The organism is Vibrio sp. 10N.261.45.E2, assembly GCF_002875705.1.
Classification (GTDB): Bacteria; Pseudomonadota; Gammaproteobacteria; order Enterobacterales; family Vibrionaceae; genus Vibrio.
Window position 1 is genome coordinate 47,065 of the sequence record NZ_MCZZ01000048.1, and the last position, 13,163, is coordinate 60,227.

Annotated in this window: 11 protein-coding genes; 4 read left to right on the top strand and 7 right to left on the bottom strand. The window is 41.7% G+C overall.

The window, feature by feature from the left end; all coding sequences use genetic code 11:
- Nucleotide 1 precedes the first annotated feature (1 nt).
- On the top strand, nucleotides 2-1,393 hold the full coding sequence (locus BCT34_RS02845) for a magnesium transporter (RefSeq protein WP_076655380.1): 1,392 nt from the start codon (nucleotides 2-4) through the stop codon (nucleotides 1,391-1,393).
- Nucleotides 1,394-1,450: 57 nt separating this feature from the next.
- Nucleotides 1,451-2,101, top strand: coding sequence for a MarC family NAAT transporter (locus BCT34_RS02850; RefSeq protein ID WP_076655382.1), 651 nt, complete (start codon nucleotides 1,451-1,453; stop codon nucleotides 2,099-2,101).
- Nucleotides 2,102-2,390: 289 nt separating this feature from the next.
- Here BCT34_RS02850 and BCT34_RS02855 read toward each other — a convergent pair whose 3' ends face one another.
- From BCT34_RS02855 to BCT34_RS02880, 6 genes are all read right to left on the bottom strand, one after another.
- A complete protein-coding gene (locus tag BCT34_RS02855) occupies nucleotides 2,391-3,311 on the bottom strand; it encodes an IS5 family transposase (protein ID WP_076655385.1) in 921 nt (306 codons plus the stop codon).
- Between the two features lie 83 nt (nucleotides 3,312-3,394).
- Nucleotides 3,395-5,194 (bottom strand): mechanosensitive ion channel domain-containing protein, encoded by a 1,800-nt coding sequence (locus BCT34_RS02860; RefSeq protein WP_076655387.1) that lies wholly within the window; start codon nucleotides 5,192-5,194, stop codon nucleotides 3,395-3,397.
- A gap of 691 nt (nucleotides 5,195-5,885) precedes the next feature.
- Nucleotides 5,886-6,569 (bottom strand): hypothetical protein, encoded by a 684-nt coding sequence (locus tag BCT34_RS02865; protein WP_076655389.1) that lies wholly within the window; start codon nucleotides 6,567-6,569, stop codon nucleotides 5,886-5,888.
- 297 nt (nucleotides 6,570-6,866) lie between these two features.
- Nucleotides 6,867-7,808, bottom strand: coding sequence for a protein translocase subunit SecF (gene secF, locus BCT34_RS02870; protein ID WP_076655391.1), 942 nt, complete (start codon nucleotides 7,806-7,808; stop codon nucleotides 6,867-6,869).
- Nucleotides 7,795-9,555 (bottom strand): protein translocase subunit SecD, encoded by a 1,761-nt coding sequence (gene secD / locus BCT34_RS02875; protein WP_076655394.1) that lies wholly within the window; start codon nucleotides 9,553-9,555, stop codon nucleotides 7,795-7,797. Before secD ends, secF begins: the two co-directional genes overlap by 14 nt.
- A 10-nt stretch (nucleotides 9,556-9,565) precedes the next feature.
- The gene (locus BCT34_RS02880; protein ID WP_076655396.1) at nucleotides 9,566-10,003 is read right to left on the bottom strand and encodes a DUF1214 domain-containing protein; all 438 of its coding nucleotides are present in this window, start codon (nucleotides 10,001-10,003) and stop codon (nucleotides 9,566-9,568) included.
- A gap of 308 nt (nucleotides 10,004-10,311) precedes the next feature.
- Here BCT34_RS02880 and BCT34_RS02885 point away from each other — a divergent pair, with 308 nt between their 5' ends.
- Nucleotides 10,312-10,674: a hypothetical protein gene (locus BCT34_RS02885; RefSeq protein ID WP_076655399.1), complete on the top strand. Its 363-nt coding sequence runs from the start codon at nucleotides 10,312-10,314 to the stop codon at nucleotides 10,672-10,674.
- A gap of 502 nt (nucleotides 10,675-11,176) precedes the next feature.
- Nucleotides 11,177-12,097, top strand: a complete 921-nt coding sequence (locus BCT34_RS02890; RefSeq protein WP_076655402.1) for an IS5 family transposase — start codon at nucleotides 11,177-11,179, stop codon at nucleotides 12,095-12,097.
- A gap of 206 nt (nucleotides 12,098-12,303) precedes the next feature.
- Here BCT34_RS02890 and BCT34_RS02895 read toward each other — a convergent pair whose 3' ends face one another.
- On the bottom strand, nucleotides 12,304-13,146 hold the full coding sequence (locus tag BCT34_RS02895; protein WP_076655405.1) for a DUF2860 family protein: 843 nt from the start codon (nucleotides 13,144-13,146) through the stop codon (nucleotides 12,304-12,306).
- Between the last annotated feature and the right edge of the window lie 17 nt (nucleotides 13,147-13,163).

The following is a 13,163-nucleotide window of genomic DNA, read 5'->3' on the forward strand; positions in this document are numbered from 1 at the left end:
TATGACCTTAATAACCGTTCCATTACCTAACACTGACGCCGAGCTTCTGTACGCCGAGCTAATTTCAGCAATGCAGTCCGGTAATAGTGATCGTATTATCGAAAAAATAGAAAGTGCAAACCTAACTGACCTACCGTTCGTAATTAGAAAATTCACCAACGTTCAGTGTGAACAGTTTTGGGTGCTGCTTTGTACTCAAAAACCTAATCTGGCAGCTGACTTTCTGGATTACCTAACAGAGCCAGAGCGCGCAGTCTTATTTTCAAACCTTCCAATCGACAGCGCAAAAGATATTCTGTTGCATATGCGTTCAGACATTCGCCGCTCGCTATTACGTAGCTTACCTAAACCTCTTCACAGAGCCCTTGAATCCTCACTGCCTGAAACCTGGGAACACGAAGAAAAAGCCTCGATGTCATTTCCTAATGGTTCAGTGGGGAGAATTTGCAAGAATGAGGTCATCAAACTAGAAAGCTGGGCAACCATTTCAGACTTAGAAACCATCTTGCGTGAAGGCGAGCAAAGCTCTGAACGAATTGAATGGCGCTACATTTATTTACACGACAAACACGGTAACTATTTAGGATCGGTCAAAACCCGAGAGCTGTTTCTCGCTCAATCTTGGGAGAGATTGCTCGATCATATTGATACAAGTGTCCCTACCGTACCTGCAGATTTTGATCTCCAATCATTAAAAAGTGTGCTCGACTCTACTTCACACTCTACTGTTCCTGTTATCAACGAACATGGTTTTCAAATTGGTATTGTTGGTCACACCCAACTAAACCAGGCGTTATATGAGAAATCCGAACAACAACAACGTGAAGCCAGCGGTATATTTGGCGGTGACGAGTTTCGTACTATGCCGCTATTGCAACGTAATATCCGACGCCTCACATTTTTGCTGCCATCGGTAATCTTGAGCTATGCCGCTGTATCTATCATCGCTTCCTTTGAACATATTATCGAACAAATTGCCGTGCTAGCTGCCGTTTTACCATTAGTGGCTAATTTATCCGGTGCTGCGGGAAACCAATCCGTTGCGGTTTCTATTCGAGAATTATCGACTAAGCACATTTCCGCTAAAGACTGGTTGTTTGTCATCGCCAAAGAGTTGCCTATTGGCGCTATCAATGGACTTGCTATTGGCTTGGTTATTGCCCTGCTTATGCTAGTCACCTATGGTCAGCAAAGTCACATATTGCCAATACTTGTCGCGGTTGCCTACACGATATCATCCACTTTCGCAGTCATGATCGGTGGCGCTCTGCCCCTAGCCCTCAAACGCGCAAACCTAGACCCAGCCATGTTATCTAGCCCACTACTCACCACATTAACCGATGCAATTTCATTCTTTAGTGTTCTGTATCTTGCTCAGTTAATGCTTCTTTAGCTTAGTTGGCCATTATCTTGATTCAATCTAAAACTACCAAAATTTTAAGGGAACCTTATGCATTTAGAAACGTTATTCACCTATTTGACTCTCACTGTCCTCGGCTTATTGCCGATGATGAACCCGCCAGCCGCTGCCACCGTTCTTCTTGGTTTAAGTAAGGGCCGAGACAAGAGTTACATCGTTTCACAAGCGAAAACTGTTGGACTCTACTTATTCATTGCCATGTGCATCACCTTCTTCATTGGTGCTTCCGTTTTAGAGTTGTTTAGTATTTCAATTCCGAGTTTACGCTTAGGTGGTGGGATTATCATTTGTGCGATTGGCTTTAACATGCTGTTTCCAAAACCAGAAAGTATGGATGGCAGTGTCGGCCAAGATTCGATTGCTTTAGTACCCCTTACGATTCCATCACTTTGCGGCCCCGGTACAATGGCCCTGATCATTAGCCTTGCCGCCGAAATCGCATCTAGTGAAGAAGATTTAGAAAAGATAAGTATTTATACAGGAGTCATTGGCGGATTTGGTGTAGTGAGCTTAGTCGCCGCTTTTATTCTGAGTATGGCTTACCCGTTACTTAAAGCTTTGGGACAAAATGGTATCAATGCATTCACCCGAATAATGGGCTTTCTTCTTATCTGTATGGGTGTGCAGTTCTTTACTATCGGTATTACAGAAATCGTACAAGACATCAGCGCATTACTGTAGCTTTACGAATCAAAACCCCACACTGTAGATTGCTTATTGTGTGGGGTTTTCTTGTTTGTAAGGACATTCAATCGATACAACACGGAATAGATCACAGGCAGTACGATTAATGTTAATAACGTTCCAAATCCAAATATGATGGCAACTCCCATCGACTGGACGGAAGCATTAAATTCAAGATAATCACCTACCAGTAAAAATTATTCTTTTAACCGGCTTTGTTGCCGAATTCAACGGCTTTGTTGCTTAATTCGATGAGAAGACATGGTAGCCCCATGTTGTTCAGTTCTTAAACAACATACTGAGTTTCAAGCATACCTAGCCCTGTAAGCTTGTTCAGCGCTTTGATCATAGCGTAAGTCTCACCAACTTGAGCGTCGTAGTTCCTCAGGCTTAATTTCCCACCTAACAACTGTTTAACTCGATACATTGCGGTCTCTGATAGCGAGCGCTTATGATAACCATAGCGCTTTTTCCACTTTTTGTTGGAGCCGTAGAGCTTCTGACAACCTACTGCTAAATTGCGAGGGTGTCCTTGCTCCCAGAAGGCTGCCCCTTCTCGTGGTGGGATAAGTGGAACTGCTCGCTTGACCCGTATGGCATCATGACAATTCCTTGTGTCATAAGCGCCATCGCCCGATATCTCAATGATTTGGCGACGTGTCTGCTTAAGCAAGTAGGGAAGCACTTCAGCATCGGTTACGTTAGATAAGCTCAGCTCTGCTGCGACTATTTCGTGGGTGCTTGTATCGACTGCGATATGCAGCTTACGCCAAACCCTACGCTTCCCGTCAGTACCATGCTTCTTAACCTTCCATTCACCTTCGCCATAAACCTTGAGGCCAGTGGCATCAATAGCTAGGTGTTGGATGGTGCCGCGTGTTGAGGCTTTGAAATTAACCTCTACATCCTTGGCTCGGCGGCTTATACAGGTATAGTGAGGACAAACCAATGCCACGTTAGCCAATTTAAAAACTGAGTCGATAAAGCCTTGTAGCACCCGCAAAGGTAAAGAAAAAATGCGCTTTACCATGAGAGCCGTCGTGATAGCGAGATCACTAAATAGTCTTGGTCTACCACGTCTGTCCTGTTTCGGTTGCTTCCACTCAGTTATGGCCTCCTCGTCAATCCAGAACGTGAGTGAACCCCTGTTGATCAAGGAGTTATTGTAATTGCGCCAGTTGGTGATTTTGTAACGAGGCTTCGGCATGAAATCAAAGTCAGTGAATGAATGTCCCTGATCTGATCGTGAGATTCTGATTTAGTTCACTCGAATTGTACAACAAAGCCCTTTTAACCATTCCCATTTGCTCGAACCGCTGAACTCTTTGCTGGATACATAATGCTGTCTTTGATCCCATCTTTAAATTCATAGCTAAAGTCAGGGAATGGATAGTTATTATTGTCTTGCCACTGCTTTACTGTTTCGGTCGCTTTCTCTTTAAGTTCATCATCAATTGGATGAAGTGCCTGAGCAAGTTGATATTGATTTGAGAACGCCAACTGAGCACCTACCGCTTCAACTTGCTGCATCACCGAAAACATCACATCCTCCTGAACAGCAAGGAACTCTTCATGGTCTTTGCATATAATATAAGCAAGTATATCGATGTGTATCGCAAACTCTCCGACGCCCACAAATCTCGCTCTCACTGGATCTTCATCAAGTTTAGGATGTTGTAATAGCAGTCGTCTGATACCAACCACAAGCAACTTTAATTGATCTTGAGTCAGCTCGGAACGTAATTTTAAACGATGATCCATCCGACGCTTATCACGGCGCTCTAAGTTATCAATTTCCATGTTGGCAAACTCGGAATTAGGAATTGTAATTAGCGAACGTTCTAGTGTTCTGATTCGTGTCGATCGTAGCCCTATGCTCTCAATAGTTCCTAAATTATTGCCATAACGACACAGCTCACCAATCTTAATTCCACCATCAGCATACAAGGTTAGCCCATTAATTACGTTTTCCAGTACCGGACGAATGGCGAGTGCCACCGCCAAGCCACCAACCCCTAAGCCTGTTACAATTGGGGAGATTGAAAAGCCCATAAAATCGACCACATAGATGCCTAAAATAGCAATCGTGAGGCCGCCAAAAATACGTGCGAGTACCGTAATTAAAGACGAGTCGACATACTTACCTTCGTGTTTATTAAATACATACAACTCAGCAAAGTAATTGAATATGGTCATGATCAACCAAGCAACGAAGAAAAACTGACCTATCAAGAAGGAAGTAGACAGAAACTGATAGATCCCTCCGGTGATCCATATCCCATCATCAATCACTTTTCGGGTAATAAACAGGATACAGACGACCCCAACCAAAGATAACTGGCGGCCAACTTGCCATTTCAGTCCATTTCGATACCAATGTAAGTTCCAACGTTCGCCAAGCGAGAAGCTTAACTTAATCATAAATCGACATAACAAAAAGACGCTCACTAAAGCGAACCACTGCCAAAGAGGAATCGATGCGTATAAGGTATTAAAGCTTTCTGGTAAAGATTGAATTAATGGCGTTGAAAATAGTGGACCAGGGAGAATCAAAAACTCACGATACAAATCAACGTCATCTGCCTTTTTTTGAGTAGACGTTGATATCAAACGATACCATTTTGATAAACTGTTAACGGTAGAGGACGTAAATAGATACTGGCCGACTTTCTCACCACTCATCTGCCTAGCAATCAAAATGTCTGTATTGGCAAGGCGCCATTGGTTAAGAGTGTCACCCGTTAATAATGCAATATCTGAAGGGTGCAATTGGACGTCTTGCCCAAACCTGTTCAGGATTTCATGCAACAAAATGATTCTTTCCATCACGACCACGGTTCGACTGCGGTTCGGAAGGTTTGACAGATCCATGGTACGAATTACTTGGGTATAAGCATGTTGAGCTTCGGGTAAATGAAGTTGTTCAAGCTGCCAATACTGGATAACAAGCTCAGAATACGTAATAAACCCAGACAAAGTGCTATTGGGCGTTGAGGTATCCACAAAATCAAGCTTATCTTGACTGTGAGTCAATGAACTAAACAAAACAATTTGAATTGAAAGGAAAAGTGTTAAAAGTCGAGAGACCATAATTGACCTTTGATTTAGTCGAAACACCCTCTCAGAGAGCATACAATTCTTACTATCAATATGACTAGTAAGAATAAAAAGTTAAATGAATCAAGAATGGCTCGCTATCAATGTTGGCGATAATGAATTTCTCTAATTCATGTAGTTCGTGAAGTAATCATGCGATAAATAATCATCAAATTTGATGGAGATAAACCATGAAGTACTTTCCGCTTATTACCATTATTATTGGTTATTTGATTTTCATGTCATTTCTAACGTTACGAATATCATCATAAGCACATTTTCTCCCTGACTGTCGCATAGCGAATCACTTCACTATGCGATTACACTTCCCCTTGCGAATAAACTTCTCTATGAAAATAATTTTCTTTAACTCATCCCTCCTATCAAAGACAAAAAACCACACATAACAATTACATAAGAAGATAAACCAAAGTAAATGTATTTGAATGGAATTTTCCCGTAAAGAATTAATGGTTGAGCGGTTATATTTTTCATATAGAATCATACCTATTATTTAACATTTTCATTAAGCGTTTTTCTTAGATAATAATCAATCTAGCTATCAGTTGTTAGTTATTGGTTATTGGTTATTATCGAAAAACTAAACATATGACTAGTTAAGTAACTGCACACTCCACAAATAAGGAAAATACAGTCACCTAACAAGGGGGATTTTTGTGGGAGGTTAAAAGCTCATGTTGTAACTAATACCAGTATGGTGATCATTGTTTTCATCGTAACGATATGTTGCTTCAACAAACTGGTTTGGTGCTAATTTGAAGCCTAAATTTGTTTCAATAGATAAATCACGGTAACTCTCTTTACCGCCAACTTTCTGTTTTTGATCGTTAAAGCTATAAGTGTATTCTGGTGTAACATCAAGCCAAATGACACTAGTGAATGCGTAGGTCATGGTTAGTGCGGCATTAGCTAAATAACTTGTATTTGTCGATAAGTCATTATTATTTAAACCCACACCTATTTTTGGCGAAAGGCTGAAATTAGAGTCAATAGGGGTTGTTTTTATCGCATTGATAAACACCGCGTGTGAGTTTTTGCTTGTATCCTTGTAATCTGTGTCCCATAAGTAATCCAACTGAAGAGCGGCATCGCTATCACTATTCGCTAATGTCGCAATAAAATTATGTTGGTAGAAATCATTCGAACCAATGTATTCAAGCATGGTTGAACCATTGTTTAGATCCTGGCTTGCCGCAATACCAACTGTAAAACCATCACTATCATAACCTAGATTCGCATAAGAGTACGTCGACACTGGATTAGAAAAGTCGATATTCTGATTTGCATTTGCAACAGCTGGAAGGGTTAAAGGTAAAAGAGCTGAGATAGTTAATACGATTTTTTTCACAATGTATTCCTTAATATTTAATGTCGAGGTAATTGTACCTAACAGCTCCTTGTTTACGACGAATTACAGAAATTCAAAATAGAGGTCACTGTAAGTCATTATTAACTACAGCTTCGATAACACATATACCCTACTGTATTTAATCTCTCTCCTTCCTACCTAATTATCAAAAAAACCAAGGATGGATTTCTATTAATTTTGAACTTATTAATATTTCATTTTACACAAAAAAGGCTCCAATATAGGAGCCTTAAAACTTAAATAAGCTATTAACTATTAACTATTAACTATTAACTATTAACTATGGATAGGATTCCCACCCTCATCTAACAAAGGGGCTTTGGGCTTATAATGCTCAGAAGACAAGCCAACCCGTTCCGGTATTGCGGTACCAATCACTAATGAAGACCAAGTGCCCACAATAATTCCGGCAAACAATGCAAACGCAAATCCACTTAGCGTACCACCTGCGATAAGGCCAATACTGCTTACTGTCAATAACGTCGTTCCAGACGTTACTAAAGTTCTAAATAATGAGGCTCGTATCGCTTGATCCGTTGACTCGCTGGTACTTTGATTCGGTTTACGGGTCAGGTACTCTCGAATTCGGTCTCCAATAACAATGGAGTCATTCAGTGAGTAGCCGACTACCGCTAGCAAAGCCGCAAGTGCTGTAAGATTAAATTCAATCGAAAACACCACAAACAACGCTAAAACCACAAGCACGTCATGCAGTAGAGCAACAATAGCACCTAACGCTAATCGCCATTCAAAGCGCACAGTCAAGTAAAGCATAATCGCGATAGACGCAGCGATCAGGGCTAAACCACCTTGTTCAAACAGCTGTTCACCCACTTGAGCGCCAACAACCGAACTCGATACTAGATTAAGCGGATGGCCTAGCTCCAACTCTACAGCTCTTAACCACTGCAACAACTCCAATTCACCCGTTCCGCCAATAGGAAACTGTAACTGCCAAGTTTGGTAGGTAACATCAGGCACCAGATTTGGTAATTCGTCAAACACGGTACTCAGAGCCGACTGCATGGCTTCCAAGGTCACAGGAATATCAGTACTGACGACATGAGATATACCACCGGTAAATTCAAGCCCAAGTGTGAACCCTTTGGTGACTATCAGAACTATTGATATAAACATCAACCCGAGAGAAACTAATAAACCATTCCATCGTACTTTTGACCACTGAATATCAGTGATTAATTGATTAAGCTTTGTCATTGTCTTGCCCCCAAAGTTTTGTCATCCACATTTGGCTAAACAGCAAACCGGTAAACATACTGGTTAACAAACCGATAGCGAGGGTTATTGCAAAGCCTTTTACTGCACCATAGCCAATCACAAATAAAATAATTGCTGTGATCAACGACGTCAGGTTAGCGTCAATAATGGTACTTCTTGCTTCTTTGTAGCCTCTTGGTATCGCACTCGCGAGCGACCTTCCTGAACGCATTTCTTCTTTGATTCGCTCAAACACCAGTACATTAGTGTCGACCGCCATGCCCATTGTGAGTACAAGACCCGCAATACCCGGTAGGGTGAGCGTTGCTCCAGGTATCAACGATAACAAACCCACAATCATAACAATGTTAGTGATAAGCGCGGCACACGCAATAATGCCGAATTTACGGTACAAAATAAGCATCGATATAAAAGTTAGTACTAAGCCGACTATTACAGCTAACAAGCCCTTTTGAATGTTTTCTTCACCTAGGCTTGGACCAATCACCTGCTCATCAATAATGGTCACGGGGACGGTCAATGAACCAGAGCGCAGTATTAGAGCCAAGTCTTGTGCATCAGAAATTTGCCCGATACCCGTTATTCTAAAGCGACTTCCTAATTGGCTTTGGATCGTAGCAATGTTGATCACTTCATGTCGTTGAACAAGTTGATTGTTATGGTCTTGATGGTATTCACTATACAAGGTAGCCATAGGTTTACCGATACTACTACGTGAGAAGTCAGACATTTTGCTGCCTCCTGCACTGCTCAACACCAAATTAACTTCAGGTTGTCCAAACTCGCCAACCGATGCGGATGCACCAATAATGTACTCTCCCGTTAACACCGGTTGCCTAGACAAGCGTACAGATTCCCCATCACGCGTAGTATGAGTCTGTGCAGCTTGGCTTGAATCAACAACCGTATGAAAAGAGATCGTCGCCGTCGCACCAATAACACGCTTCGCAACTTGAGGATCTTGAACGCCCGGAAGCTCTATTAATATACGATCAGCCCCCTGACGCTGGGTGACGGCCTCAGTGATACCTAAACTTTCAATACGCTGGCGCATAATATTTAGGGTTTGCTGCATCGCGAGGCTTGCCTGCTCTTCTTTAATGCTTTCATCAAGCGTAAAACGTAATACGTTGTCGTTTACACTGATTTTCCATTCAGAAAACTGTGAACGCATGTGGTCGGTTACGCTTTGAATACTGTTTGAATCACGACTACTTAAATTAGTAATAATGACCGAGAATCCATTGTTATCTATGTCAGCAATTCGACTGCGTATCCCTTCTGCACGAGCCACGTGACGAGCATTCGTCGATGTCGCTTCTACCAAACTTTTCACGCTGTCATCTATTTCAACTTGCAGCATGAACTGCACGCCACCACGAAGATCTAATCCAAGATTAATGGGGGTTAGCCCTACCTGACTAAATAGCTGAGGTGCCGCACTAACAAATGAAAAATGAGAATGGGCTAATGGAAATGCCAATGACAATACCTGTTGCGCTTCTCGCTGTTCTTTTTTATTTTCAAAGATTAACGTTGTTTCGTCTTGTTGATTCTCAACACTTAGCGGAGTTATCTGATTTTTAATTAATGTGCTTAGCAAAGGCTCAATGGGTAATGAACTATCAGCGTGATTAAGAACCAATGCAGGCTTTTCGCCAAAAAAGCTCGGTATGGCGCTAATCAACAAGAGAATCAGCAGGAAATAGGCAAATATTTTTTTCATGTTCTCTACCCTATAAATACACGTACTTCACGAGATAAAAGCTACCTTCTGGGGCTTGTAACCAGTTAGTAGCGTTCACATCACCAGGTCGGCACTTCGAGATTTTGATAAGTAAGCTACCATCGAGTTCTCGATGAAAATTCATATTGTCGATATTAGTAATCAATTGCTGACCACCATCTGCTATCTCGTCACTTTGTCCGTCCATGATAACAATCGACCATAAATCACTTTCGGCTTCTTCCTTGGTAATTCGATACGTCAGAGATTGATTATTACTGATTTGTTTTATATCACTCGTCGCTTCAATTTGAGGTTCACTGTCATAAATGAGCTTGGCTATTGCAGACACGTCATCCAACATCGAGCTCGAAGACCATGCAAAACTTGAGAAAAAGCCGTTTACAAGAAGAGAGAATAACAAAAGATATTTATTGATTTTTTTCATAGGGTTAACAACTGTGGATTGATGCTACTTAGATTCTTTTTTGAACCTATCTCCTTTGCTGCATTAAGTTTCCTTTCCTAGAAAACCATGAATGCGGTGATCATAAATAACCAACAGTGTTCTGAATACGGTTTACAGAAATTCAAATATGACTTGATAAGTTCACATTTGAATTTCTCTAATTCTTTGAGTCCCTAAGCGAAGTAAAGCAGACTTGAATCAAACCACATTGCGTTGAAACTCAATGTCTAACCCCTAACAAGCATTTCTGTTTGGGCGGATTATTTCAATCTAGAGGAACCGATACCATGAAATTCAATACTATTTATCTTAATGATCGACGCTATAAGATCTACGATATCGGAGAGGGGCAAAGTGTGATGTTCATTTTCCACCGAGAGAATAGTGTTACCGATATAGAAGAAATTGTAAGACTGAAACTGAAGGAGCATCAACGAGTGATTATTGTCGACCTCAGTGATGATTTTCCTAGTAATATTTCAGAAGTGAATGACGAAAGTTGCCAAAATTTGATTGAAGACCTTCATCTACTTGCAGACGTATACTGGCTTGACAACGTGGCCGTGGAAAGTAACTACATAAATAAACCAGTGCACGCAACCTTATCATCTCTACTCGGTAATAGATGTTTTGCTTTGACCACTTTATAATAGTGGCTAACCTTCAAAGCTGTGTAAAAGTACAATATCATTTACTATACTCGTGATAGTCGAGGATGGTTCGATAGTTTTTATCAAAGTTGTTCTTCACCCAACACTATCGACCAAAATATCCCATGGTTGGATGGGTACTGTCAACTTATCCAAATTGGGCGTCAAAACTTAACTCACGACGCCTTATCCTGAATTTTGGATACAACTTACCCTAGCCCATTCGACAAATGATCTTTCGCGGAAAAGTCGATAGTGTTTGGCTTGCATTAAATGACGGCCCGGTCGAAATAAGTTATTCACCACGCCATGGCAACTCAAAAATCGCTGCGCTTGACCATAAGACTTGAATCGACGCATTTACCTTTCTTGCTGTCGCGTAGGTTGGTGAGATAACTCGCAACCGTTGTTCTCATACTGAGTGGCTTTGTTGCTTAATTGGATGGAACTAAATCAAGAAGATACGATCTGATCGGCTACACCCATTAATCATCGTAGCCTCATGCCTAAACCTCGTTACAAAACAACTAACTGGAAGCAGTACAATAAAGCCTTAATCAACCGTGGTTCTTTGACCTTTTGGATTGATGAAGAAGCGATAACCGAGTGGAAGCAAAACAAACAAGGCAAGCGTGGTAGACCTCGCCAATTCAGCGACTTAGCCATTACTACTGCACTGATGGTGAAACGTATTTTCTCTATGCCGTTGAGAGCACTGCAAGGGTTTCTTGATTCGGAATTTAAGCTGGCTAACATCCCGCTAGTTTGTCCGCACTACACCTGTATAAGCCGTCGAGCCAAGGAAGTTGAGGTTTCATTTAAAACTAAAACCAGAGGTGCGATACAACACCTCGCCATTGATGCCACTGGCCTCAAGGTTTATGGCGAAGGTGAATGGAAGGTTAAGAAGCATGGTACTGACGGGAAGCGTAGGGTTTGGCGTAAGCTGCATATCGCAGTAGATACTAGCACCCACGAAATAGTCGCAGCAGAGCTGAGCTTATCTAACATAACCGATGCCGAAGTACTTCCCAACTTGCTTAAGCAGACACGTCGTAAAATCATTGAGATATCAGGCGATGGTGCTTATGACACAAGGAATTGCCATGATGCCATACGGATAAAGCGCGCTGTTGCGCTCATCCCGCCAAGAGAGGGAGCAGCCTTCTGGGAACAAGGGCATCCTCGTAACTTAGCGGTAGGTTGCCAAAAGCTCTACGGCTCCAACAAGAAGTGGAAAAAGCGGTATGGCTATCATAAGCGCTCGCTATCAGAGACAGCAATGTACCGAGTGAAACAGTTGTTAGGTGGGAAATTAAGCCTGAGGGACTACAACGCTCAAGTTGGTGAGACTTACGCTATGATCAAAGCGCTGAACAAGCTTACAGGGCTAGGTATGCCTGAAACTCAGTATGTTGTTTAAGAACTGAACAACATGGGGCTACCATGTCTTCTCATCGAATTAAGCAACAAAGCCCCTCTAAACCAATACTTCCATCAAATCGTCCAGTCTTTTTTAACGACAAAAATCTGCCAGAGTATTAACTTATATCTGTCGACTGGCAAGTCATGCGAACAAATAATAACGCCCCACCTATTGAAATATAAGTGGGGCATTTTAGTATTCAATTAGAATTTGTAGCTAGCACCGATGGAAGCAACATAATCTTCACTCTTGTAGAAACTAATATTCGAATCGTTGTAATCTACACCTGCAAATGAAACAACGCTCCAGTTCTTGAACCCAGCAATATTGGCGTATTCATAGGCAGCGAAAAAGCTGTGTTGGTTATCCGTTCTTGTTTTGCCATAAATGGGATTACTTCCATCATAATCAACGTACGAATAGCTGCTCGTTAGTGCCAATGTGTGCGCATTATGGTTAACGAAATAGGTAAATTCAATCTCATATTGATCAAACGTTTCTGCTTTACCGCCTGCGTCATTGTGCTGGTAACCTAAACTTGAAATAAGCCCCTGATTTGACCCAAAGTAAGCCATGTAGCTACCTTTTAGATAGTACTTGTCGCTATCACGATACAGTTCTTTCTCTTCGATACCTTCGTTATCCACTTCTAATGTTGCAAACGCCATATCCAAAGAAAAGCCTGAATTTAGGATGCTTTTTAGTTTCAGGCGGTACGCGTGACCATTAACATCGGTCTCACTGCGGTAGCCTTCTAAATATGGGTTTTCCCAAACCTCACCGGATAAAACAGTCGGTAAGTATGCGACGTCAATTTGAGTGCCATTTCTCATATCGTACTGATAGCCAATCTCAAAGGCTAAATCACCGACGGCTAAGTCATCTCTTGATGTACCCAAATAGACCCTTTGGTTACGTTCGACACCAAGGTCATAGGCAAGAGATCCAAGTGGCATAGCAAAAAAATCGTCACTGTGTGAGCCACTTTTCTCAATACTACTTAGGTAGGCATCGCCTTGGGTACTTAAGTTGGAGTTGGTAGACATGATCTGCTCCAGTTAGA